Consider the following 25,446-nt stretch of genomic DNA (forward strand, 5'->3'; position numbering starts at 1 on the left):
ATAACTCGAACATTATTCACAGGATCATAATATTCTTTCGTCCTAGGTCTAGTTAGATAAGAATAGGTGTTCAAGTCGTTATTGATTTTGCATAAATGAAAGAAAAACCATTTTAGGCATTTATTTTTTGAAACCACGGTACATCTTTCATCGAATCCCGGCTTCCAATCAGTTGAATAAAAGGCTTGAACTCATCCAGATAAGGCAAGATTTTAAAAGAGATGGCGAAAACCAGCCAGTAAGCCAGATATAAATCTGCTGCTGAAACTTTCTCGCCGAGCAAATATGGGTTGGCCTGTTGCATTCCCTGTTTTAGGAAAGCGAATAAAGTTTCCTCATGACCAAAAGCCAAGCCGGTTTTTCTCTTTTCAATTTGTTCTTTAGACACCTCAAGACTTTTTAAGTCCATATATTCGGTCAAGGGGCCATGACAAAAGAACATCCATTTCAAATATGCACCACGCTTAGGATCATCTAATGCCGGCGCCAAACCTTTTTCACTGTATTTATCGGCCAGATAGGTAAATATTGCCGCCACTTCTGAAACCACGATTCCTTGATCGACCAGACATGGCACTTTTCCCATAGGATTAATCTTTAAATATTCAGCCTGGTGCATGTCTTCATAGGGAACTTGGATCTGTTCAATCTGATCTTCAATTGCCAGTTCTTTTAGCAAAGGAAAAAGCGTCATTCCACGTGATTGAGTATTGTTATAGAGCTTCATCATTTTTGTTCAATCTATCTTGTTGTTTTAATTATTGAGTATAAAGCGATAAAACAGTTTGTGCATTGTTGTTCTGTGAATCGTTGTAATGCAAAGGATTGTTTTATGAAACACTGTGATGTTACGCAATATCTTTTATTTATTAAAACATGACGCAACATCTAGGTTTTTAATTTTTTAAAAGAATCCCATATAAAACTGTTCTTTCAATATTTTTAAAATCAGCTCAATGATTTGATTCTTTTGACCTTTACGGTAACTTACATATAAGTCAATCATCGGCAAAGGCTCAATGGTGTTTTTCACCACAATTTTATCCCCTAACAGTGGAATAACATAAGCCGGTACCAGACTCCACCCCACCCCCATCCCAACTAAATTTACATTCAATAAAATATTGGTCGATTGCTGTACCACATTGACATTCACTTTGGATTGCTTAAAAAAGTCGGTAATAATTTTATATAACTGCGGTGAAGCAATTTCATCACTGATAATGAAGTCTTGATCGTTAAAACTCTTGATACTGACGTGACGTTGCTCTGCTATAGGCGAATCTTTTGGAACAATTAAAGCCAAAGGCTCGCTAAAAATTTGTACATGCTCAAGTTCACTCGACTCATCAATATAGCGGGTAAAAGCAATATCAATATCGCTTTTCTTTAACGCCTTGAACTGATTTGCATCGGTCATACTGTGAAAGTTAATTTTGATATCAGGAAAGTGTGCACGAATATTCGGCATGATATAAGGGAAAATTTTCATTTCCGCTACCGGCACAAACCCAATATTCAGCTGGTCTTTGTTTAAGTTGGCAATTTGACGGGCATCCTGAATAGCTTTCTCAGCATGTTCCAAACTTAACAGGGCCTCTTTTAAAAATGCTTTGCCTTCTTCAGTCAGTTCAACTTTACGATTTGACCGAATCAACAACTGCACTCCGACTTCTTGTTCAAGATCTTTTATTTGCTGACTTAAAGAGGGCTGTACCGTACACATGCGTTGTGCCGCCTTGGTAAAGTTCAGCTCTTCTGCCACTGCAACGAAATAGCGTAAATGACGTAATTCCACGGCCATACCTCTTTATTTGGGTTGTTGAACTGCTGCTGATACCACTGAGTATTTATAGACAAACAAGGTTGCCACAGTAATGACAGCACAAAATAGATAAGTCATTTGATAGCCATAACTCGCAATGATCAAACCAAGAGCTACCGAACCAATCGCCATGCCTAAATCAAACAAGGTGAAAAAGGTTGAGACTGCATGTCCCATTCGCTGCTTGGGCACAGATTGAATCGCTAAAGTTTGAAAACAGGGAAATAAGGAGCCATAGCCAATCCCAATAAATATAGCAGATAGCCAAAGAATCCATTGGTTTGAAATAAAACTCACCACCACCAAGCCTAAAGCAAAGAAAATAAACGAAGGATAAATGACGGCGCTGGCACCTCTACGATCATAAATTCTTCCAACCCACGGCCTTACTACAATCATGGAAATTGCGAATACAATAAAAAATAAACTGGTATAGGCGAGTAAATCTTTAGATTCGCTGTATGCGGTAATGAAGCTCATAATGCTGGAATAGGCAAATGCAGTTAGCAAGGCTACAAAGCCAATCGGAACTGCGCGCATTTCAATAATATCATGAAAACCTAAACGTTTTTCTTCTACCGTGTTAGGTAACTTGTCGAGTTTATTTTCTTGTACCGGCACCATTAAGCAAAAAATAAAGCCCAGACAGATCACAGCGCTTAAAATGGCAAACAGCATCATAAAGTCGGTAAATTGAAGCACGGTTAAGGCAATCAAAGGGCCAAAGACCACGGCAAGATTGGTCGACATGACAAAATAGCCCATGCCCTCACCTTTACGATGATCCGGAATAAAATCATTGGCAATCGGTACGGTGACGGTGGTTAATACACTAAACCAAATGCCGTGAACAAAGCGAATAATCAGTAAAGCCCACATGTTATCTGCAAACAGATAGCTAAAAGAAAAAAGAACAAATAAAAATTCGGAACCGCGAAAGGATATTTTTTTTCCCAATTTTTCAATAATTAATCCGGAAAATGGGCGAACTGCAATTGAAGACAGCAGAAATAAAGTGAGTGCCAAACCTGCTTCTTTGACCGTTCCACCTAAATGCTTCATGATGTAAATCGGCAAAATGGTCAATAGCGCATAATAATACGTAAATAAAAACAGGTTATTGAACAGACACAATAGAAAAGAGCGATTCCATAAACGCCCGGTGTTCGTTGCAGACATAATGACCCACTTCAGTGTAGCGCAGCGCTACTTTTGAATCACAACGGGTTGCATCAGCAAACCCACAAGATTTTGAATATACGTTTCATCGGGCATACGATTGAAGAAAATAATCTGATAATGAATAGGGCCATACAGCGCATCTAGCATCAGCTCAAATGGATAGTCAGCAATAATTTCATGACGTTGAATGGCGATTTGAATCAGCTTGCGGGTTTGCTCACGACGCGGCAATAAATACTGTTTAAAGAATTCACCCGCAGCTTCACGATGCTCTGCCATGACGACCAACAGTGCCCGTCCAACAGGATGATTCAATGCATGCGACAACTTTAAAAGCTGCTGATTCAGATTAAATTGCAAACTTTGTTGAAAATCCAATTCAAATACGGAAGCAGTGTGTTCTTTAAAGGCATCGAAAACCAAATCAGACTTATGCTTCCACCAGCGGTAAATTGTTGATTTTCCAACCCCTGCCCGAGCAGCAATATCTTCTATAGTCAAATGACTATAATCATATTCTTCTAATGCTAAAGTCACTGCATTTAAAATACATTGCTTACGACGTGACGTTTTCTCTACTTCTACTTCAGTCATAAAATCACCAAAACGAAACGATACGTATCGTTTTATATTATGCCGATTGAGTTGAGTTGTACAGACATCCCGCCTCATTTCATATCAAAAAAAGACCGCTAAGTAGCGGTCTTTTTTCATTTGATATTTATTAACATTGTGAATTTTTCTTATAAATACTACAGGATGGATGATGATTTTCTTGCAGACGCGCTACTTTGCGATGTTCAGCCGCTTCAAAACGGCAACGCTTCCAGTCATTATCTAAATTGAGCGCTGGAATCTGTTGTGGCTTACCATTTTCATCTACAGCAACCATAGTGAAATAACAACTATTGGTGTGGCGAATCGTACGTTTTTGAATATTCTGCGCCTCTACACGAATCCCGATCTCCATAGAGGTGCGCCCTACATGGTTCACGCTAGCAAGGAAAGTGACTAATTCTCCCACATGAATCGGTTCTTTAAAATTGACTTTATCAACCGACAAAGTCACCACATAACTCCCTGAATAACGGCTGGCACATGCGTATGCGACTTGATCCAACAATTTTAAAATTGTTCCACCGTGAACATTACCTGAAAAGTTAGCCATATCTGGGGTCATCAAAACCGACATAGTTAATTCAGACTGGTCATCTAATGCTGGAGCAATTTGATCTAATGGGGACATCGCGTTCTCTAGACTCTTGGATAGACAATAGTATTAAGCCATTATTATATCGTCTTTCTACGAAATAGAATGTCAAAATCGGCAATAAAATCATCATTATTATTTATAGTGATTTTAGTATCATTCAAAAAAATATATAACTGTTTATTTAACACACTGTATCTACTATATTTTTAATTCATTCTTGTTTTATAGAATAAATACTCAAAAATTGACTACAAAAAATACACTCACATAAATTTTAAAGCATTCCATTTTTAAATAATGAGCTAGTGAATATAATTAAGACTCAATAAAAATCTATTTACAGATATTCTTTTAAGACTTTAATGGTTCAATAATAGAATACAGCCTGTTAAATAACATTAAGAAGCGATTTTACGTAACATCTCTGTGGAAATATTGCCATAACTAAGCACATTCTGCTGATCGAGCTGTGTTTCAATACTTAAGGTACCATCCGCATTTTCTGCAGTCACTGTAAAAACAAGATGTTCCATTGTCGCCATTTTGACTTTATGCCCGATGCTAATTGTTTCTATATTCATCCTGCTGTTATTCATTTAACGCCCCTTACAGAAATATATTTTCATATTGACTCTAATAAAATTGAGTTTATTGACTTTTAACTCAGCGGTAAACTTAAACAATTGAACAAAAACATATTAATATAAAAACAGTATATTATAAAACTTTTAGGCACTTAATTAATTTTACTCAGCAATATCAATCAATTAATCTATCTTTACAATAAAATCCAGCTTAATTTGCACACTTATCAATCAAAATTAAAATACTTATGACACCATTAAAAACAGGAACAAGGCTTCATGATAAAAACTTATACCTCGTTCTTAGCATTCATTTTATTTAAACTTCCAATTAATCATGCACACTCAATTGTTGAATTGGAGTTGCAGTTGAATAGTGTTTTTGACTGAATACAATTGAAATAGCATTTAATTGATTGAGCGTTGCTTCAGCACCGGCTTGCATAGTCATTTCACGGCCTCTGACATCAAAAATATGTGCTTTTTCTCTTAAATCAGGCTGAATTACAATATCTGCATGTTTAAGTTCTTCTCTGGCTAAATGATTCTGCATAATATTAATGTTTTGGTTAAACAAGCCCCAAACATTACTGGTTTCGGTATGCATGGGTTGAGCCAAAATGTCTACTGCAATAATGATATCTGCACCCAGGTCACGTGCCACATCTACAGGTACAGGACTGACCAAGCCACCATCAACATATTCATCTGCGCCAATTTTAGTGGGAACGAACATGCTGGGAATAGACACTGAAGCGCGCACTGCCTGCCCGGTGTTGCCATAATTAAAGACCACTTTTTTGCCTTCTTTTAATTCTGTCGCTACCACATACATGGGCGTTTTAAGTAATTCTAACGGAGTATTATTCACTTGTTGATTGACGTAGTTTTCAACTTTTTTGCCGTCAAAAAAACCTTTTAGATCCAGTTTTACATCACGTACATCCTGAGCTTTCATATTTAACGCAATATCACGTAACTCATTCGCAGTTTTACCGCTGGCATAAATTGAACCTACAATACTTCCTGCGCTGGTACCCACAATAAAATCAGGATGAATGCCTTGTTGTTCCAATACTTGAATTACACCAATATGCGCATAGCCGCGTGCACCGCCACTACCCAGTACCAAAGCAACAATTGGACGATTTTCTTGTTTTTTTAATTTTTTAAAATTAATGCGATCGGCATGTACTTGTGCATCCACACTGGGAGATTCAGATAAGCCTGTAGAGCCTACAGTAAGCTTAGAATGCGGAACACTTTGGCATCCCGCTACACTTATTACAGCTAAAGCAATATAACCAAATTTGATATTTATCATGAACCACCCAAAGATTGATCAGCTTATCTTTTAAAAGTCGTACAGTTTAAGAACTATATGTTTTTCACATTGTAGTATTTCGTTAAACTGCCATCAAAAAATATTAAACTTTAAAAGATCGACCTTAATGAATTTATCTATGCCATCCCTTCATTATCGCACTATTTTCCTAACTTTTCTAAAATTAGGTTGCCTTGCATTTGGGGGTCCTGTTGCGCATCTGGTGTTTTTTCATCACACCTTTGTGAAGCAATTAAAATGGTTAGATGACCAACAATATGCACAACTGGTTGCTTTGGCACAAATTTTACCTGGACCAACCAGCAGCCAAGTGGGTTTGGCGATTGGCTATGTGAAAAAAGGCTATGGAGGTGCAATACTTGCATGGTTAGGTTTTACTCTACCTTCCGCAATATTAATGACTACGGTAGCAATATTAGGCCAACAATTTTCACCGCTGCTTTCTTCAGCATTTTTTCATAGTATTCAACTTATTGTTTTGGCTGTGGTGACATGGGCTTTCTGGCAAATGCTTCAAAGCTTTTGTACCCAAATCTGGCAATACATTTTAATGCTCTGTTCCACAATCTTTATTTACACGGTTTCCCTGCCGATGAATCAAATCATAGTGATTTTTATCGCGGCATGGTTGGGCATATTCTTCACACAAAAAATTACTCCTGCCAAAGAAAACAAAGTGGAAGCCTCTTCTTTAACAGATACGATCTCTTCTACAAAAAGATCAAATGCTTATTTCTGGATCATTCTTTTTGTATTACCTTTTTTTATCTTTCTCTTTCTGAGCTTGCAGCAAAGCAATGTATTCATACAAGTTGTAGAAAGTTTCTATCGTAGCGCTTCTCTGGTTTTTGGGGGCGGACATATCATTCTGCCTTTTTTACATCAAGATTTCGTTGCAACTGGTTTAATGTCTGCCGAGAACTTTGATTTAGGTTATGCCTTGGCCCAGCTGATGCCTGGTCCTTTATTTAGCTTTGCCAGTTATGTGGGTGCACTCACACCTTTAACCCCATATCCGATCCTGAATGCCTGTGTCGCTACATTAGCTATATTCCTGCCCTCCTTTTTTCTTGTTTTTGGAACCTTACCCTACTGGTCATGGTTAATGAATCAGACTTATATTCGTCATGCGGTTGTAGGAATCAATGCGGCTGTGGTGGGACTTCTGCTTTGTATGGTCATACAAATGGCAGAGCATTATATTGTACAGATCACTGATCTTATATTTGTTGCTGTAGTCATCGCCTTACTCAAAACCAAGCTACCCGTCTGGCTGAGCTTAATGGGCAGTTTCATGGCCTACCAGCTCATTCTGACCTTTTTATAATGTTCAATAATAAAAAAGCCCTAGATTGCTAGGGCTTTTTAGAAATACATTCAGACTTATACAAAAAACTTAAGAATCACCTGAATGACAGTGGCGTTAATTAAATCGACAAAGAATGCCCCACATAACGGAACAATCAAGAATGCCTTATGCGAAGGGCCATACATATTGGTAATGGCTTGCATATTCGCTACAGCAGTAGGTGTCGCACCCATACCAAAACCACAATGTCCTGCAGAAAGTACGGCAGCATCATAGTTTTTACCCATAACGCGGAAAGTCACAAATGCTGCATAAAGTGCCATGGTTAATGTTTGCGCACCCAGAATGACAACCAGTGGACCAGCCAAATCAGACAATTGCCATAACTTCAAAGACAGTAATGCCATAGCGAGATAAAGCGATAACGAGGCATTTCCGAATACATCAATTGCACGATCGAAAATTCCAACTTTAAATACCCCTTCCAGGACATTTCGCAGAATTACACCGCCGGCGAGAGTCCATACAAAGGTCGGAAGTTCAAACCAGGTTCCTTTACTAAAGCCAGTCATGAATTCAGCAAAAGCTAAACATGCCGCAAACATACCTAAAGTGGTAATCGCATTATCAGCCGTAATTAAACGCACCTGATGCGGATATTCAAATTGGGTAAATTCAGTTGAATCTGTATCTGCATTGAGTGTTGAATCACGGTCTTCTATTTGCTTATTGCTACGTGGCTGGGCAAGCTGATGACGGTTAATCAACATTTTGGCCAAAGGACCGCCAATGATGCCGCCAATGATTAAACCAAAAGTCGCACTGGCCATGCCCAAAGCTAAAGCACCTTGAATGCCATGTTCAACTTCTAAAATCTCACCCCAGGCACCCGCTGTACCATGCCCGCCTGTCAAGGTAATTGAACCCGCAATTAAGCCAATTAAAGGATCGATTCCTAGTAAAGTCGCTAAGCTAATACCGACAAAATCTTGCACGATAATAAATGAAGCCACACAAACCAGGAAAATCACCAGACCTAAACCACCTTCTTTCAACTTGGCAAAGTTTGCACTTAAACCAATGGATGCAAAGAAAATCAGCATAAAACTGGTTTGGAGTTCAGTACTTGTAGAGATGCTCAAACCCCAAATATTGTGCACAAATAGTGAAGCAATTGCAGCAACTAAGCCGCCCGCCACTGGTTCGGGTATATTGTAGCGTCTTAAAAAATCAATTTTATTGACAAGAAACCGTCCTAATAAAAGAACGATTACCGCTGCAATGAGCGTATAAAAGGCATTAAAAGTAAATTCCATCATCATTGTCCATAAAATAGTTGGATTCTTTTTGTTCTATAGCCTTAGTATTTTCTTGATTAAAAAATCTCAAGAACCATTTGGCAAAGACCAAACAAAATAAAAGCTGTACAACAAAAAGGAATAAAAAATTCATTTTTGATGAAACCATAGACAAGGAGATTATTTTTCCATATAGATGGAAAAATAAAAAAGAGACGACGCAAGTTATTATATTTTTGGAATTCAAAGAAAGAACATTTCCTTAAATCCCTACTAACCCGCTTACTCATGAGAGATCGTCTCATTTAAAGCTTCTAGTCCTCATCATGCCATTTTTTGCAGGATACGCAAAAATAAACATGCATTTTCAGCAATGATAAAGCTATCACGCCAAGTAATGTTCAAAAAGAGCGTATATTATCCAAATTTTGTTATTAATGTCTCTATTTATTTACAATTTTGCCTATTACCCACAATCGGACTTTTTATATTTTAATTTATTAAATATATAGCTTTTATAAACAACTACTCATATTTTTCCAACTAGAAATAAAAAGAGGCGAATAAATCGCCTCTTTTTATTTCTATATTTTTAGAGATTAAGATTAGAAATTATATTTCGCCATTAAGCCTACACGGTTATCTTTAAATGACTGTCCAGCAAAGGTATCACGTTTACCGTTGACGTATTCAATACCCAGGTCAATCGGTGCAGCCGGTGAATAGATAAAGTTGATCCATGCTTGTTGAACTTTCTCATTTGCTACAAGTGCAGTTGAATTAGCTGTAGCATAATCATTGCCATCATCAGCAAAGATTGCTCCATAAGCCAAGGTTGAGCGTAATTGAGGAGAAATCTTGTAAGTCGCACCGACTTGTACTGCTGTAAATTCATTCTGCTCAATATCACCATTGACTACAGAATACGCACTATTACTGCCATATAAGTAATTACTATTACCCACTACATGTGAAACATCGGCAGACACTTTTAAAGGATCAGTGATTTGATAATTTACGCCAGCAGCAATCCCCCAACCTGTTTTATTATCGTCTGCTGTCGTCGATTTATAATTTTCAACTAAAGCACGTGCTGATGCTGAGCCTTTACCATCGGCAAAACCTTGAGTTAATTTTGCGGTTAAGTTTGGCAGACGGTATTTGATATCTGTAGCAGAGCTATCGCCCTCTTCAGCAGAGAAAAATAATTGAGTGGCAGGAGCGAGTTTAAGACCATAGCGTACTTGTGGAACACGTGTTGTACCACCACCAATGTTTGTAGCAAAGTCAATCATTTCAGGCGCATGATTTGACAAGAAGTTAGAAGTGGTTTGACCAAACAACCAGTCGTTATAGGTCAAATAAGCATGACGGATACGTAAGTTTTCAGCGGCACTTGCAAAATCAACTTCAACTTTACCACCGACTTTTGCATCACCTACTGGCGAACTAAAATCTAAACCGATACGGGTGGTTTTAGCTGTAGCGCGCAACTTATCATTTACGGAACCAACGGTACCATTGCCAACTTTAGCAGCATTACCGAAGTCATCATCTGCACCTTCAATAATATAGTTGGCATCACCACGAACGAAACCATATAGGTTTACACTTGCGCCCGATTTTGTTTTAAAGCCCGTCGCTGGTGCTTCAGGTTTAGCTACTGGTGCTGCTGCAAGTTGAACAGGTTGAGCTTTAACTTGCTCAATTTGAGTTTGCTGCTGTTGTTGAACTTGATGTTGCTGTTGAATTAAAGATTTTAATGTTTCAACTTCTTGACGTAGTTCTTGAATTTGTTGTTGCTCAGCTTTTCCTGCATGTGCTGTGCTTACCATTACAGCAGTCACTGCTAATGCTAAACTTTTAGCCATAAATTTACCGTTGAGTAAGCGACTCATTCTAATCTCCAATTTAAATATTTCGCATCCGTGCATAACTGACCCTTAAAAACTCGAAAAATCAATGAAAAATCATGATTTAAAATTTTAAAAAGCTTTAAAAATCATTGCATTTTCTGCTTATTAGTACAGTGAAAAAGCTTAACGTATTATAAAAGTACAACATATGTAAACGATATGTTGCAAACAATCTATCAAGTTCTCTACTTTATTAAAATCAGTTTTCTTGAACAATGATTAAAAAACAATCTTGTTTTTTAAATATTTCTTTAAAATATTGAATATATTCTTTAACTTATGAAAAAATTGTACATAGTCGCAGGTTCAAATATTAGACTAATGTATATAGGACTTCGTTCTAAAAAACTCATTTCAAAAGGAATTTTTATGAATTTGCAACAAGTTCGCCATGTTGATGATGCGATTACTTCACGTCATTCTGTACGGGCTTTTTTAAATAAAGCAGTTGATCCGCAAATTATTAAAGACATTTTAACTGTGGCGAGTCGGGCACCTTCAGGAACCAATACACAACCTTGGAAAGTTTATGTAGTGACGGGGAAAAAACGGGATGAAATGGTTGAACGGGTATGTAAAGCACAGATTGAACTGGCTACCCAACCCGAACTTGCAAACCGATACCAAGAGACTTTTGCCTATTATCCTGAAAACTGGATTTCGCCCTTTATTGAGCGCCGCCGTGAAAATGGCTGGGGTTTATACGGATTATTAAATATCCAAAAAGGCGAAAAAGAAAAAATGGCGCACCAACAACTGCGCAACTTTCAGTTATTCGATGCGCCTGTCGCTCTATATTTTACTGTAAATAAAATTATGGGTATTGGTTCTAAAATGGATATTTCCATGATGATTCAAAATGTCATGATCGCGGCCAAAGCGCGTGGTCTGGATACCTGCCCTCAAGCAGCCTGGAATCACTTTCATCCCATCGTACTGGACGTACTGAATGCCCCTGAAGATGAAGAACTGGTTTGTACAGTTGCCTTGGGTTATGCCGATCCGGACAATATCGTAAACACTTTTATTACCCCACGTATTGCGATTGAAGAATTTACCGTATTTCTGGATGAGTAAGTGGGATAAATAAGCCGGTTCAATTAATCTAAAAATAAAAAGAGACCTTTAATCTTCTATTTAAGTCTCTTTTTATTAGAATTTTTTGTTTTAGCTTTTAATCTTAAGTTTTTGCTTGCTCATGGGATGCAGGCGGATTTAATTGCATGATCGCCAGCAAAGTTATAGCTACAAACATGAGCATCACCAAGCCCATATTTAAAAGTGAATTCCAAATCAGGAAATTCAGGATCACACCACCGAGTAAACCACAGGCAAACTGCATGCTCCCCATAATGGCACTGGCAGTTCCTGCACGCGATCCTTGTTCCGACATTGCCAAAGCCATGGCATTCGGTCCTGTAAAGCCAATACCCGCAACCGCCAAAAACATGCCTGAGAGCACCATCCACAAGGGGATCTGACCGATCAGACCGGAAATGGACAAAATAGATGCGCCTATCAGCTGAAGCGTCCCTCCTATTTTCAAACGACCAAGTACCGAAAATTGATGTGCCAGTTTTTTATTTAGCGTAGATAGCAACATAATACCAAAGGCATTTAAACCAAAGGCATAAGCGAATTGCTGCTGATTCAAACCATAATCATCCATCAATACCGAAGCCGATGAACTGATATAGCAAAATAATACGCCACCCGAAAAACAACCCGCCAGCATCGGTAATCTAAAACTACGATCGGTGAAAATCACAGCATATAAATTGCATATCTGGCTTATATTCATTTTTAAACGGCGTTCGGGCGTCAGGCTTTCTTTAAAGAAAAAGTGTACGCACAGCAAGCAGATTATGCCCATCAGCGTTAAAAAGACGAAGACTGCCTGCCAGGCAAAAAACTTCAATACGATTGCACCCAAGCTTGGGGCAATAATCGGTGCAATCCCCATTACAATCATCATACTGGCAAAGGCTTGCGCAGAAGCTTGCATGTCCAAACGGTCACGAATGGCAGCCCGTGCAATCACTACCCCGACACAGCCCCCAACTGCCTGTAAAATACGCGCTGCAATTAAGCTCCATTCATCGGTTGCAAAGACACATAACATACTTGCTAAGATATAAAGCACCAAACCAAAATAAAGGGGCGGTTTACGGCCAATTCGATCGCTTAAAGGACCATAAATCAGTTGGCCTAAGGCCAGACCTAAAAAATAGGCAGGTAAAGTATTGGCCATCATCTGGGTACTGATCCCAAAGTCATTGGCCATTTGTGGCAATGCCGGCAAGTACATATCGATGGAAAGTGGACCGAGTGAAGTCAGTAATGCCAGCAGCATGATCCATGTCGTAGAATATTGTTGAGTAGACTGTTGTTCAGACATATTGATATTTAATTTTTAAATGACGGCTTTAAAGACAAGCTTACACTGTACATAGTATTATTTCTCAGAATGGAGAGTGAAAAATCACATAATTCACCTCACTGATGCATAGATCACTTTGTGGTAAGGACATAATTTGAAATCTTGGCTCACACGTCTTAAACAAGCGACGTATAACACTACTTTCATGTATAACCTGCGCATGGTGATTGCATTCGCAGGTACTGCTTTTGTGCCTTATTTTATGGGGCAACAACTGGCGACTATTCCTTTAACTTTGGGTGTGGTGGCTGCAGGCCTAAGTGATATTGACGACCGTTTTTCAGTTCGTATCATGAACCTGGTTTATACTTACATCGGCTTTTTTATTACCGCCACCTCGATTTATTTCTTATTTCCTTATCCGATTTTATTTGCCTTAGGCTTGATTGTTTCCTGCATTGGCTGGATTCTTCTTGGCTCATTGGGACGGCGCTACGCCACTATTTCCTATGGTTGCTTGGTAGTTTCCGTTTACTCGATGCTAGGTGTGGGATTATTTGATAACTGGTATACCCAAGCCTTGCTATTGGTTGCAGGTGCTGCATGGTATGGGCTGATTTCAACAGTCAGTTTTTTATTGTTTCCGGTTCGCCAAGTCCAAGATAAATTATCACAGTGTTATTCGTCACTAGGGGATTTCTTATTTGCGAAATCGAATCTGTTTGATGTCGATATGACACCAAGCAGTTATCAACAAAGCATGATTGAGCTGTCTTTGGAAAATGGCAAACTGGTCGGTATTTTCAATGAAATGAAAACTGCGCTACTGACCCGTTTAAAGGGTGACCGTGGACAAAAAGATACCCGCCGCAGCTTGCAGTATTATTTTGTGGCTCAAGATATTCATGAACGTGCCGATTCAGCGCACATTGACTATCAGAAACTGGTTAAAATCTTTGAACATAGCGACATTTTATTTCGTTTCCAGCGGGTTTTATCCCTTCAGGCCAAAGCCTGTAAAGACTTAAGTTACAGCATTTTGCACCGTGAAACCTATCAACATAATAAGCGTTTTAAACATACTTTTACCAACTTAAGAATTTCTTTAGAAAAATTACGTGCTGAACAACAATATGACCCAGTCTGGATCAACGCATTATTTTCCCTCTATCAAAATTTAAAGTCGATTGATGCTCAACTCCGTAATGTAGAAACCGAACGTCATATCAAGCTTGATAAAACCAAACACATTGAAAACCAGTTGAAAGATGACGACTTGAAAGGCTGGGATGATGTGGTGATCCGCATCAAACAGCACTTAACCCCGGAATCTGTGCTGTTTAGACATGCAATACGGGTCTCGATTGTTCTGCTTATCGGTTATATTTTTGTTCAAGTGACCCAGATTGAATATGGTTACTGGATTTTACTGACTGCTCTTTTTGTCAGCCAACCGAACTTCAATGCCACCAAACGTCGTTTACGCCTGCGTATAGTCGGGACTTTAGTGGGTATTATTCTGGGCTATGCGGTTTTGTACTTTATCCCGTCGATTGAAGGTCAACTATTATTATTAGTGTTGAGTGGCGTGCTGTTCTTTGAATTGCGCAGTAAACAATATGCCCAGGCCACCGCGTTTATTACCATTCTTGCGCTGATTAATTTCAATCTGGATGGAATGGGCTTTGATGCAGCTTTGCCTCGCATGATTAATACCTTAATTGGCTGTGCAGTGGCATGGTTTGGAGTCAGTTTTATTTTTCCAGACTGGAAATTCCGTCGCCTGTCGCGCACCATCAATCGCTCACTCACCGCGCAATGTAATTATTTGGCAGAAGTGATCGAACAATATAAGCAAGGGCGTAATCATGGTCTGAAATATCGTGTAGTACGTCGTGCTGCACATAATAATGATGCTGAAGTTGCCTCGCTGATTTCAACCTTAGCCACAGAACCGGATTTCGATCCCACACAAAAAAGCCTGGCTTTTGAATTCTTATGTTTAAATCACACCCTGCTAAGCTATATTGCCGCGCTCGGGGCACATCGTGAAAAAATACAAGATCAAGAAGTGTTAAATCTTTTAGATCTGGCTTTAGAGAATATCCAAGGTTCTTTATTAAAAGATGAAGTTCCCGATCTGACAGCACAGAATATGTTGAATACCGCTCGTCAACGCTTAAGCCAAAATAATGAAGATGATCAGAAATCGCTGATTGTTTTACAGCAATTATCTTTGATGTTAAGTATTCTGAAACAACTCAGTCGCTTAAAGCAAAGTTTGAGTCATGACCGTGATGAGGAAGCCACCGAATTGGGCTCCTTATAATTCGAATGATTTTGGAACAATATACTCCCTGAATGGGTATAAATAATGCTAAACTTTTTACAGTTCTAGATTTGTTAATTCATTATGACCGCGAAAAATTTATACGCTTATACCCTACAGCCTGTGAACTATGAAATTTCAGAGGCTGAACAACGTCAAGCTCAACTTGCTATTTGGCGTAGTACCAACAAAATTGGCACCAAGACTTGGATAATTATGGCGGTTGTGGCTGCGCTATCTATTGTTGGTATTATCCTATTAAAGAATTATTCGACTATTTTTTGTTGGGTTGCATTAGTCTGCGTCGTGGCGTACTTCCTCATCCGTAAATTCGGACTGGAATGGTATGTAAAACGTAAAATGAATGAATTCCCAGTACAGGAAATTAAGGGCATTCGTTTAGGTGTGCAACCACACGGGCTTATCATGCGTCAAAAAATGGGTGCGCAGGAAGGTGTTGGTGCAATTGGCTGGAAAGATATTTATGAATGGTATAACACACCTGACTTTATGTTGATTAACTTCAAGGTTAAGGGTCAGCAAGGTGCTTATATTTTGCCAAAACGTATGGATTCGAAGAATTTTTCATTTAATACCATTCGCAAGCATTTAAAAGAAACAGTCGGCGAAGCAAAACAGGTCTAAGCTCTGTTTTAATCAAAACGATTTACCTAAAAACCTCCAAATAATTGGGGGTTTTTTAATTAAAATAAATACAAATGAGAATGAGAATAAATATTACCTGCAAAATCCTTATTATCTTCCAGAAGTTCAGTTATAATTCGCGCTAATATCGTCCACCTCCCACATCTTTTCAGCTATGTTAAAAAAAATCTTTTTTCAGATCCACTGGTTCCTCGGGATTACCGCTGGTTTAATTCTCTCGATTATGGGGGTTACCGGTGCCATTTATTCCTATGAACAACCGATTCAAAAATGGCTGAATCCAGATAGTTATACCGTACAAGCTGAAAATCGGGACAAGTTAACCCCTGCAGAACTTTATCAGCATTTCCATAGTACTGATCCAGAGATGAAAATTAATAGCATCACTGTGGCCAAAGACCCGAACGCATCTTCCAGCCTGAACATTGTCAAAGAAGGTGCACGCAAGGGTTATAACATGATGATAAACCCCTACACTGCCGAAGTTTTACCCGAAATTAAAGGACGCGAGTTCTTTCAGTTTATTCAGCAGTTACATCGTAACTTAACCATTGGACCAGTCGGCAAGCAGATTACGGGTGCATGCACCCTAATGCTGCTGATCTTTATATTCAGTGGTTTATACCTGCGTTGGCCTAAAAAGCATTCTTTTAAACAATGGTTCCTGATTAAACCTAAACTTAAAGGCCGTAATTTCCTGTGGGACTTACATGCGGTTGTGGGGACCTGGGTGGTTGTTTTCTTCCTGATTATTGCCTGTACTGGCTTAACCTGGTCTTATGGCTGGTGGCGTAGCGGTCTGTATACCGTGATGGGGGTCGAACAAAAAAAAGAATCAAAAGGTGAAGCTCCACAGCGTGGCGCTGGAGAAGGTCGCGGTGAACGTGGCGGAAACACCCCAAGCGGTGAAGGACGTGATGACGCTCAACAGGCACAATCTACGAGCAAAGATCGAGAAGGTTCTCGTGGTGAAGGTGGTGATAAACGTGGTCTAAGCGCTGAGCAAATCAATCTTGCGCTCACCCAGACATGGACTGGATTTAATGCCCAAGTCGGTCGTGATTATTCTAGTCTGACCCTGAACTTGCCGAAAAAAGCCAATGGCGAAGTTGAACTGACTTTTGTGGATGCTATCCCGCAACATGAACGTGCACGCAATAAAGCCACATTTGACTATAAAACTTCATCTATTAAAGACATGGAAATTTATGAAGATAAAAAGTTAAATGAAAAAATCATGAGCAGTATGCTGCCGGTTCACCGTGGAAGCTTCTTTGGCCCGGTGTACCAATTCCTGGCAATGTTAGCCGCCCTAGCCATGCCCTTATTCTTTGTTACAGGCTGGATGCTGTATCTTAAGCGCCGTAAACAAAAGAAACTCACGAAAGCTGCACGCAATAGCTTGACTGCTGTCAGTATTGATCCAAATGCAAAACCTTGGCTGATTGCTTATGCCACACAAACCGGCATTTCCGAACAACTGGCTTGGCGTACTGCGACCAGCTTACAAGAAGCTCGACAACCTGTAACAGTGAAAGGCGTACAAAACTTAAGCCTGGATGATTTAAAAAATACTGAGCAAGTCTTGTTTGTCGCCAGTACTTACGGCACAGGTGAAGCGCCAGATTTAGCTTCAAGTTTTACCAAGAAAGTACTTTCATCACAAATTGATTTAAGCCATCTAAAGTATGCTGTTTTAGCTTTGGGTTCCAGCGAATACCCAGACACTTTCTGTAGTTTTGGACATGAAATTGAGGCATGGTTAAAGCAAAATAGGGCGCAGCAATTGTTTGCGACCATTGAAGTGGATAATGCCAACAATCAACAGATTCAGGCTTGGAACAATGCTTTAGCCAAAGTCACTAAGCTTGAGTTGCAAGCCATGAATATCGAAAAAATATTCGATACCTGGACACTCACAAAACGTAATGTGCTGAATCCAGATAGTCTAGGTGCGCCTGCCTTTAATATTGAATTAAAGCCAACCCATGAAGTGATTTGGCAAGCCGGTGATATTGCAGAGATTCAACCGGGTAATAGTCCTGAACGTATTGCCCAGTTTATGCAAAAATATCAAATTCAAGCGCGTACACAAGTAGACTCATTACAGCTCAGTATTGAACAGGCACTATGGGATAAAGATTTAACCGTGGAGGTTGAACCTTTTGCCAATATGGAACATTTACTTGAACAGCTAAATCCTCTGCCTTCACGTGAATATTCAATTGCCAGTATTCCATCACAACAAGTGCTACGTTTAGTAGTTCGTCAACAATCGGACGCTCAGGGACAATTGGGCCTAGGTTCAGGCTGGCTGACTCAGCATGCAGTATTAAATGGCCCGGTTGCACTGCGTATTCGTACCAATGAATCCTTCCATCTGATTGATGATAACCGTCCTGTAATTTGTATTGGTAACGGTACAGGTATTGCCGGATTGATGAGTTTATTACACGTACGTACCCGTCAGGACTATACCCAGAACTGGCTGATCTTTGGGGAACGTCAACGTGAACATGACTTCTTCTATCAAAGTACCATTGAAGCGTGGCAAAACACCGGCATGCTACAGCGCCTCGATTTAGCCTTCTCTCGTGATCAAGAACAAAAAATCTATGTACATCACGTACTACGCGAGCAAGCTCAAGAACTTAAATCCTGGGTGGATCATGGCGCTGTGATTTATGTTTGCGGTAGCATCAATGGCATGGCCAGTGATGTTGATCAGGCATTGATTGATATTCTGGGGGAAGCAACGGTTGATCAGCTTCGTCAAGATGGTCGTTATCGTCGTGACGTTTATTAAATATTAAAGCCAATAAAAAACCGAGCCTTAGCGTTCGGTTTTTTTATACTTAAAACATCCAAATTGTTTAAACTAACAGCAACATTCATACAGAACCCTCTTATGTCTGATCCTCTAAAACGTAGCTTCAGCCTTATCATAGGCAGCTTATTGGCACTCGATGGTTTATGGTTACTATCACTCGATAAAATCCATTTTGGAATCATTCTTCCTGTTATTATCGGTATCGGGTTCATTCTGTATGCCATATGTTTTAAGTGGATTCAAAAATTTATCCAAATCAGTAAATTACGACAGACTATATGGCGTTGTACTTGGGCAGGATTCTTTATGTGGCTTGGTACATTACTGATTTTTTTCGTTTATTTACAATATACAATTCAGCAAAATCTTACTCCACAGCCAGCAGCCGCAATTATTGTATTGGGGAGTGGTATAGAAAATGGACAACCTTCCCCTACTTTAAAACAACGTTTAGAGGTCGCCGCAACATATGCCAAGCACTATCCCCAAACAATCATAGTGATGACTGGCGGTTTAGGTTTTAAAGAGCGGATGACTGAAGCTGAAGTAATGTCTGAATACATCCAAAAACATCATCAGGTTGAGCCATCTCGCATTCTATTAGAAGATCAAAGTAGCAGCACTGAACAGAATTTGCGTAATGCTCAAACCCTACTTTTGGAACATCACATTACCCTCGATCAGCCCATCGTCATTGCAACCAGTGATTTTCATATTTTACGTGCCAAAGCCATAGCCCGACATCAAGGCTATCAAAACATTCTAGCCCAAAGTGCTTCGACACCTTTATATATTCGCTACAATTCCTGGTTAAGAGAATACTTTGCTTTTATCAGTGGCTGGTTACTCAACGAATATTAAATTGCTAAAGAAATTTAGGAATCATTGATTTGACTCATTAATTTAAACGAATATTACGTGGCAAAGGCAACCTGGCGTCTTTGAATAATTCTGGTTTTTGCAAATAAATCCGATAAAGATATTTTTTTATGTCTAATAATAATTTTTCCGGTGCAACCAGAACATTTTGCCCTTCTGGCGTTAAATCCATCGATATACAGGTATTTTCTTGACGCAAAAAAGGAATAACTTTTTCGACAAAATCTTTTAGTGAAATATCCTGAATTTGATATCTTTCCCAATTATCTTTAATTAATAATTTTGCCAGGCTTTTATGTTGCCAAACGGCGAAAGCACGCTGACCGGTAGGAGTGGCACATAAAGCCCAACCGTCATCATATAATGCGCTGATAGAACCTTGAACGACGATGGTTTCAATAAATTGTTTATAAATATCTTGAGCATTATAGACGATATTTTGATTCTTTGACGCAGCCTTGCGTTGATATGGATTTCTCATAGTTTTTAATTTTTTTAAATTATTATAGTCGTAAGATTCTATGAAAAAAATGGGATTGGAGCAAGGATAATATATGGTGGGCGCTGACGGGATCGAACCGCCGACATTCTGCTTGTAAGGCAGACGCTCTACCAACTGAGCTAAGCGCCCTTGAGGAATAAAAATAGCATGGCTATTTTTATGACGCAAGAAAGAAATCTTGCTGGATGTAACCATGATCTAGAACAAGGAATCTAGAAAATGGCGCAGCGGACGGGACTCGAACCCGCGACCCTCGGCGTGACAGGCCGATATTCTAACCAACTGAACTACCGCTGCACGGCAAACTTATAAATAAGTTTCATATCCGAAGATATGGTGGGCGCTGACGGGATCGAACCGCCGACATTCTGCTTGTAAGGCAGACGCTCTACCAACTGAGCTAAGCGCCCTTAAAGGGTGTTGCATTTTCGATTTTAAGGATGGCGCAGCGGACGGGACTCGAACCCGCGACCCCCGGCGTGACAGGCCGGTATTCTAACCAACTGAACTACCGCTGCATCGCAAAAAATCTGGTGGGCGCTGACGGGATCGAACCGCCGACATTCTGCTTGTAAGGCAGACGCTCTACCAACTGAGCTAAGCGCCCTTAAAAGGTCTATCATGTAAATGGCGCAGCGGACGGGACTCGAACCCGCGACCCTCGGCGTGACAGGCCGATATTCTAACCAACTGAACTACCGCTGCACTTACATAATATCGCTATTAAAGTACAAACAACTTGTTATCTGAATTAAGTGGCGCAGCGGACGGGACTCGAACCCGCGACCCTCGGCGTGACAGGCCGATATTCTAACCAACTGAACTACCGCTGCACTTAAAACATTTAACGTAAAGGCTTGGTGGGCGCTGACGGGATCGAACCGCCGACATTCTGCTTGTAAGGCAGACGCTCTACCAACTGAGCTAAGCGCCCTTTACGACTTCATCGTTTGTGTGGTGCATTATAGAGAATCTATCCAGCCTGTCAAACGCTTTTCTGCCTGTTTTTGGTATTTTGCGTTTGAGTGATTAAAAAATAGGTTAATCGCTATAAAAACAAACAATTTCTGTAATTTATTTAGAATTTTCTGCAAAAACTTATACATTCATGCTTTGGTTTTGACTCAAAAACGCTCAAGCTTTTTGAACGACTGGAAAATAATGCTATTTTCTACCCATATACATAGCAGAGTTTTCACTTTTCAGCTTTTAATATGTTGCTTTAGATATTTGTGCGGATTTTACCGTCAATTAAATTCAAACTATATTCTGAAATAAAAACCAATGCTTGTTCAGGAATAAGATCGAATAATTCAATCACATCTTCATTGCGCATCCGGATACAACCATGTGACATGGGAATACCCATCGGTTCGGTGTCTGGAGTGCCATGAATATAAATATAACGTTTAAATGTGTCACAGCCCTCCCCCTGATTTAAGTTCTCTTCCAAACCGCTTAACCAGAGAATACGGGATAGGATCCAATCCCGTTCAGGGAATTGGGTCGCCAATGCATCATCATAGACTTCACCGGTTTCCTGTCGCGCTTTGAAAACTGCATTTTTAGGTGCGCTGTGACCAAATTTGAGTGCGACTTTGTGCCAGCCCCGAGGTGTCTTACCTGAGTTTTCTTGTTCACCAATACCGTTCTTACCTGAAGAAATCACATAAAATTTATTATGTTTTGGCAAGCTTAAAGTTTGTCCGGCTAAATCAATCCAGACATCTGCTTGTGCTAAGGTATATGACATGGTGGATATTACTCTGCTTCTTTGATCGGTTCATTCGAAGGTTCAGGACGTAGCCACAGCCAAATGGAAACCGAAAGCATGATCAAGTTGGTAAATACTTTGACCAATAACGGCGCATTGGTAAACAACATAATGATGGCGCTAATCAACATCATGATACTGGCGAACCATTTTGCCTTACGCGGCACCGTGCCATTTTCACGCCATGATCGCAAAGTTGTTCCATATTTAGGATGATTGAGCAACCAGGCATCCATTTGCGGCCAGCCTTTTGAGGCGGCCCAGGCAGCTAAAATAAGAAAGACTGTTGTTGGCATACCCGGCAAAAGCGCACCGATAAAGCCCAGGATGACAAAGATCATCACCAAACTCCGCCAAAACAACATCTTCATAGCACTGCCCTACATGACTAATTGCGGTAGTATAAAGTGTTTTTGCAGATTATCCGTTGTAATTCTGCACTTTTTAATTTAGCGCTAGGTGTTTCTATGTTTGTTTTAAATCAAGCGTCTGATCTTGATGAACCTTGGCTTCAATTTAAAAATTTACTGGTCCGGCAACTGGCATTTTGTATAGCTAGTCCGAATATTTTAGCTGCTATTCCAGCAGAACTGGTGCTTAAGCATTCTTTTCAATTACATGCCAGTAAAACATGGACAAAGCATTTTCAGCATTATCATTCAAGATTGCTTTATTTAGATCAGCATCCTCAAGAATTGGAAGTCTTTTTACAGCAACTTAAAAGCACCCGTTTAGGTTTACGCTTTGAAATGTTTATCTGGTTTTGGCTGCTGGATCAAAACTATCATCCTTATAAAGTACTCGGCCATAGTATTCAGAAAATAGCGGGTGCTAAAACCTTGGGTGAACTTGATTTTCTATTACTCAATACCGAAACCAATCAAGTTGAACATTGGGAAGTGGCCTTAAAATATTACTTGGCTGAACGGGATTTTTCCTTGGCATATTGGTATGGCTTAAATCGTAGCGATACTTTAGTTCGAAAATTAAATCATTTTAGCCAAAAACAATTTCAATTTGAAGATGCACTTGAATATGAGATTGAGCGACGCTATGCAGTGTTAAAAGGTCAACTCTATCTTCCTGTTGAACCTACACAGCAAATCATTCCACCTTGGGTCAATCTCAAACGGCGATTAGGCTATTGGGGAAGTTATATTCCTCCTCAAAATTCACATTTTTATCGTTTGCAACGACAAGAGTGGATCTGCCCAGCCTCCCATGTAAGTAGTGAAACTGCACACTGGTGGATCAATGGTTTATATCTGCAAAAAGATAAGCCCAATTTCTATATGTTCAGACATGCACCGCTGCTTTCTCAAAGAGTTGAATGATTAACTTTATGAGAAATGTCTACTTTTATAACAATTGATTACTTTTCTACCATGAAAAACTCATATTTTTTACGTCAGGTATTATTTAACCTAAACTCACATCAAAATAATGAATTACTTGGAGATGATGATGAAAAAAATTCTAGCAACTTCCCTTATTATGGCATTTGTTTTAACTGGTTGTAATACATTTAAAGGCATGGGTAAAGATGTATCCAAAGCTGGAGATGCCGTAACCCATACTGCTGAAAAAACTTCTGACGAAATCCGCAAAAACTAATTCGTTATTAGTACATATGAAACCCTATCCTAGATAGGGTTTTTTTATGGCAATTTTATCGCAGTCGTTCACATTCAAGCGCATATTCGCCTATTATAGTGCTGACAAATTTATCGACTTATGAAAATCGCATGACATCTTCCGCTACCCTTGATTTAAGCCTACAATTGTTACGTCAGCCTTCTGTAACCCCGATCGATCATAGCTGCCAAACCATTATGGCGGATCGTTTAGAAAAAATTGGTTTCAATATTGAACCGATGCGTTTTGAAGATGTCGATAATTTATGGGCACGTAAAGGAACTGAAGCTCCGGTTTTATGTTTTGCAGGTCATACCGATGTTGTTCCAACAGGCAGCTTAGATGACTGGAACTCGGATCCCTTTGTACCCGAAATTCGTGATGGCAAGCTTTATGGTCGTGGCAGTGCAGACATGAAAACTGCGCTTGCAGCGATGGTGGTTGCCTCTGAACGCTTTGTTGCAAAACATCCCAATCATAAGGGTTCCATTGCATTTTTGATTACTTCTGATGAAGAAGGTCCATCGATCAACGGAACGGTAAAAGTCGTGGAAGCCTTAGAAGCCCGCAATGAGAAAATGACCTGGTGTCTCGTGGGTGAGCCATCAAGCACCAATCAATTAGGTGACATTGTTAAAAATGGTCGTCGTGGTTCGTTAAATGCCAATTTAACCGTTAAAGGCAAACAAGGGCATGTTGCCTACCCTCACCTTGCGATTAACCCCATTCATACCGCATCTAAAGCCTTGGCCGAACTTTGCGATACAGTTTGGGACAATGGCAATGAATACTTCCCTGCAACTTCTTTTCAAATTTCAAATATCAATGCCGGCACCGGTGCAACCAATGTCGTTCCCGGCACAATGAACTTACTGTTTAACTTCCGCTATTCAACTGAAGTCACGGCAGATGAACTCAAGGCACGTACCTTAGAAATTCTTGACCGCCACAATGTGGATTATGATATTAACTGGACACTTTCTGGTTTACCGTTCCTGACTCCAGTGGGTGAACTGGTGAATGCTGCAAAAAATGCGATTCGTAATGTGACAGGTATTGAAACTGAACTTTCAACCAGCGGCGGGACTTCAGATGGCCGTTTTATTGCCCCTACCGGTGCTCAAGTGCTTGAGTTAGGTGTTTTAAATGCCAGTATCCATCAAATTGATGAACATGTGAATGTGGCTGATCTGGAGCCGCTTGCTGAAATTTATGAACAAATTTTAGAAGGCTTATTGGCCCACTAAAATTCCAATAAAAAAGGAACTTTTAAAGTTCCTTTTTTTTATGAATGATAGATGAGCTACTTGTTAAAATCACAATCCTAACGAGGTTTGAATTTGCGCCAAATTAGGGATATGAAAAACTTGATCTGCCATACGTACATATTGAAATACAGCAGGGTCAATTAAATCCCTTTCATCGTCAACTACTTCAGAGATACGTAGACGAATGGTTCTTGGCATCTCATTGCACATCAGGGCAAAACGTTGACTCACCTCATCGCCTTCAATCACCAAAGCCACACCTGTTTTCTGTTCAGGATTATTCACCGCATAGACGGGTAGCTTAAGTTCATGCCATTCCACAAATGGAACTTGCGTGGCACTATCCAGGGCTGACAAGACGATATTTTGTGGTAATACCATCGCCTCCTTACCATGACAATCAATAATATAAGCGTCGATAAATCCAGTCGACACGGTAATAAGGTGATGCAACTCTTGCTGTGTAATTTGATTCACAGCAGAGTTTGAAACACTATTTTGGCTCATTTAT

At 39.7% G+C, this 25,446-nt stretch carries 23 protein-coding genes and 8 tRNA genes; 9 read left to right on the forward strand and 22 right to left on the reverse strand.

Going from position 1 to position 25,446, the window contains the following annotated elements:
- Nucleotides 1-112: 112 nt before the first annotated feature.
- From E0H89_RS06305 to E0H89_RS06335, 7 genes are all read right to left on the reverse strand, one after another.
- Nucleotides 113-727 (reverse strand): glutathione S-transferase family protein, encoded by a 615-nt coding sequence (locus tag E0H89_RS06305; RefSeq protein WP_131215663.1) that lies wholly within the window; start codon nt 725-727, stop codon nt 113-115.
- Between the two features lie 177 nt (nt 728-904).
- Nucleotides 905-1,798: a LysR substrate-binding domain-containing protein gene (locus E0H89_RS06310; protein WP_131215586.1), complete on the reverse strand. Its 894-nt coding sequence runs from the start codon at nt 1,796-1,798 to the stop codon at nt 905-907.
- Nucleotides 1,799-1,810: 12 nt separating this feature from the next.
- Nucleotides 1,811-3,004: an MFS transporter gene (locus E0H89_RS06315; RefSeq protein WP_131215588.1), complete on the reverse strand. Its 1,194-nt coding sequence runs from the start codon at nt 3,002-3,004 to the stop codon at nt 1,811-1,813.
- A gap of 27 nt (nt 3,005-3,031) precedes the next feature.
- A complete protein-coding gene (locus E0H89_RS06320) occupies nt 3,032-3,601 on the reverse strand; it encodes a TetR/AcrR family transcriptional regulator (RefSeq protein WP_131215590.1) in 570 nt (189 codons plus the stop codon).
- A gap of 130 nt (nt 3,602-3,731) precedes the next feature.
- Nucleotides 3,732-4,253 (reverse strand): acyl-CoA thioesterase, encoded by a 522-nt coding sequence (locus tag E0H89_RS06325; RefSeq protein ID WP_131215592.1) that lies wholly within the window; start codon nt 4,251-4,253, stop codon nt 3,732-3,734.
- Between the two features lie 365 nt (nt 4,254-4,618).
- Entirely contained in the window at nt 4,619-4,801 is a 183-nt protein-coding gene (locus E0H89_RS06330) for a hypothetical protein (protein ID WP_131215594.1), read from the reverse strand.
- 334 nt (nt 4,802-5,135) lie between these two features.
- Nucleotides 5,136-6,128: a patatin-like phospholipase family protein gene (locus E0H89_RS06335; RefSeq protein WP_131215596.1), complete on the reverse strand. Its 993-nt coding sequence runs from the start codon at nt 6,126-6,128 to the stop codon at nt 5,136-5,138.
- Nucleotides 6,129-6,267: 139 nt separating this feature from the next.
- Here E0H89_RS06335 and chrA point away from each other — a divergent pair, with 139 nt between their 5' ends.
- Nucleotides 6,268-7,476: a chromate efflux transporter gene (chrA, locus tag E0H89_RS06340; RefSeq protein WP_131215598.1), complete on the forward strand. Its 1,209-nt coding sequence runs from the start codon at nt 6,268-6,270 to the stop codon at nt 7,474-7,476.
- A 56-nt stretch (nt 7,477-7,532) separates the two neighbouring features.
- On the opposite strand, the gene gltS is transcribed toward chrA, so the two are convergent.
- Together gltS and E0H89_RS06350 are read right to left on the reverse strand one after the other, a co-directional pair.
- Nucleotides 7,533-8,774, reverse strand: a complete 1,242-nt coding sequence (gene gltS / locus E0H89_RS06345; protein ID WP_131215600.1) for a sodium/glutamate symporter — start codon at nt 8,772-8,774, stop codon at nt 7,533-7,535.
- A 587-nt stretch (nt 8,775-9,361) separates the two neighbouring features.
- Nucleotides 9,362-10,654 (reverse strand): DcaP family trimeric outer membrane transporter, encoded by a 1,293-nt coding sequence (locus tag E0H89_RS06350; protein WP_131215602.1) that lies wholly within the window; start codon nt 10,652-10,654, stop codon nt 9,362-9,364.
- A gap of 387 nt (nt 10,655-11,041) precedes the next feature.
- Between E0H89_RS06350 and E0H89_RS06355 the strand changes: the two genes are divergently transcribed.
- Nucleotides 11,042-11,749 carry a nitroreductase gene (locus E0H89_RS06355; RefSeq protein WP_131215603.1) on the forward strand — a complete coding sequence of 236 codons (708 nt, stop codon included), beginning with the start codon at nt 11,042-11,044 and terminating at the stop codon, nt 11,747-11,749.
- A gap of 103 nt (nt 11,750-11,852) precedes the next feature.
- Here E0H89_RS06355 and E0H89_RS06360 read toward each other — a convergent pair whose 3' ends face one another.
- Complete coding sequence (locus E0H89_RS06360) at nt 11,853-13,070, reverse strand: multidrug effflux MFS transporter (RefSeq protein ID WP_131215606.1); 1,218 nt, start codon at nt 13,068-13,070, stop codon at nt 11,853-11,855.
- 136 nt (nt 13,071-13,206) lie between these two features.
- Here E0H89_RS06360 and yccS point away from each other — a divergent pair, with 136 nt between their 5' ends.
- From yccS to E0H89_RS06380, 4 genes are all read left to right on the forward strand, one after another.
- Complete coding sequence (gene yccS, locus E0H89_RS06365; protein WP_131215608.1) at nt 13,207-15,381, forward strand: YccS family putative transporter; 2,175 nt, start codon at nt 13,207-13,209, stop codon at nt 15,379-15,381.
- A gap of 84 nt (nt 15,382-15,465) precedes the next feature.
- On the forward strand, nt 15,466-16,026 hold the full coding sequence (locus E0H89_RS06370; protein ID WP_131215610.1) for a YcxB family protein: 561 nt from the start codon (nt 15,466-15,468) through the stop codon (nt 16,024-16,026).
- 175 nt (nt 16,027-16,201) lie between these two features.
- Nucleotides 16,202-18,853 (forward strand): PepSY domain-containing protein, encoded by a 2,652-nt coding sequence (locus tag E0H89_RS06375; RefSeq protein ID WP_131215612.1) that lies wholly within the window; start codon nt 16,202-16,204, stop codon nt 18,851-18,853.
- Nucleotides 18,854-18,955: 102 nt separating this feature from the next.
- A complete protein-coding gene (locus E0H89_RS06380) occupies nt 18,956-19,738 on the forward strand; it encodes a YdcF family protein (RefSeq protein WP_131215614.1) in 783 nt (260 codons plus the stop codon).
- 37 nt (nt 19,739-19,775) lie between these two features.
- Here the strand turns inward: E0H89_RS06380 and E0H89_RS06385 are convergent, their stop codons facing one another.
- The 11 genes from E0H89_RS06385 to E0H89_RS06435 all read right to left on the reverse strand — a co-directional run bounded on the left by E0H89_RS06385 (nt 19,776) and on the right by E0H89_RS06435 (nt 22,403).
- A complete protein-coding gene (locus E0H89_RS06385) occupies nt 19,776-20,237 on the reverse strand; it encodes a DUF2750 domain-containing protein (RefSeq protein WP_131215616.1) in 462 nt (153 codons plus the stop codon).
- Between the two features lie 74 nt (nt 20,238-20,311).
- A tRNA-Val gene (locus tag E0H89_RS06390) sits at nt 20,312-20,387 on the reverse strand.
- 91 nt (nt 20,388-20,478) lie between these two features.
- Nucleotides 20,479-20,555, reverse strand: a tRNA-Asp gene (locus tag E0H89_RS06395).
- A gap of 37 nt (nt 20,556-20,592) precedes the next feature.
- Nucleotides 20,593-20,668: transfer RNA gene (locus tag E0H89_RS06400), tRNA-Val, on the reverse strand.
- 31 nt (nt 20,669-20,699) lie between these two features.
- Nucleotides 20,700-20,776, reverse strand: a tRNA-Asp gene (locus tag E0H89_RS06405).
- A gap of 13 nt (nt 20,777-20,789) precedes the next feature.
- Nucleotides 20,790-20,865: transfer RNA gene (locus E0H89_RS06410), tRNA-Val, on the reverse strand.
- Between the two features lie 21 nt (nt 20,866-20,886).
- Nucleotides 20,887-20,963 (reverse strand) — tRNA-Asp (locus tag E0H89_RS06415).
- A gap of 51 nt (nt 20,964-21,014) precedes the next feature.
- A tRNA-Asp gene (locus E0H89_RS06420) sits at nt 21,015-21,091 on the reverse strand.
- A gap of 25 nt (nt 21,092-21,116) precedes the next feature.
- A tRNA-Val gene (locus E0H89_RS06425) sits at nt 21,117-21,192 on the reverse strand.
- A gap of 288 nt (nt 21,193-21,480) precedes the next feature.
- Nucleotides 21,481-22,011: a cell wall-recycling L,D-carboxypeptidase ElsL gene (gene elsL, locus E0H89_RS06430; protein WP_131215618.1), complete on the reverse strand. Its 531-nt coding sequence runs from the start codon at nt 22,009-22,011 to the stop codon at nt 21,481-21,483.
- An 8-nt stretch (nt 22,012-22,019) separates the two neighbouring features.
- Nucleotides 22,020-22,403, reverse strand: coding sequence for a YbaN family protein (locus tag E0H89_RS06435; RefSeq protein WP_131215620.1), 384 nt, complete (start codon nt 22,401-22,403; stop codon nt 22,020-22,022).
- 96 nt (nt 22,404-22,499) lie between these two features.
- Here E0H89_RS06435 and E0H89_RS06440 point away from each other — a divergent pair, with 96 nt between their 5' ends.
- The 3 genes from E0H89_RS06440 (at nt 22,500) to dapE (ending at nt 24,914) form a co-directional block, all read left to right on the forward strand.
- Complete coding sequence (locus E0H89_RS06440) at nt 22,500-23,366, forward strand: DUF1853 family protein (RefSeq protein WP_131215622.1); 867 nt, start codon at nt 22,500-22,502, stop codon at nt 23,364-23,366.
- A gap of 130 nt (nt 23,367-23,496) precedes the next feature.
- Entirely contained in the window at nt 23,497-23,646 is a 150-nt protein-coding gene (locus E0H89_RS06445) for an entericidin A/B family lipoprotein (RefSeq protein WP_131215624.1), read from the forward strand.
- Between the two features lie 131 nt (nt 23,647-23,777).
- A complete protein-coding gene (dapE, locus tag E0H89_RS06450) occupies nt 23,778-24,914 on the forward strand; it encodes a succinyl-diaminopimelate desuccinylase (protein WP_131215626.1) in 1,137 nt (378 codons plus the stop codon).
- A gap of 69 nt (nt 24,915-24,983) precedes the next feature.
- On the opposite strand, the gene E0H89_RS06455 is transcribed toward dapE, so the two are convergent.
- Entirely contained in the window at nt 24,984-25,442 is a 459-nt protein-coding gene (locus E0H89_RS06455; protein WP_131215628.1) for a hypothetical protein, read from the reverse strand.
- Between the last annotated feature and the right edge of the window lie 4 nt (nt 25,443-25,446).

Source organism: Acinetobacter sp. ANC 3781, assembly GCF_004331285.1.
In the GTDB taxonomy this organism is placed as follows: Bacteria; Pseudomonadota; Gammaproteobacteria; order Pseudomonadales; family Moraxellaceae; genus Acinetobacter.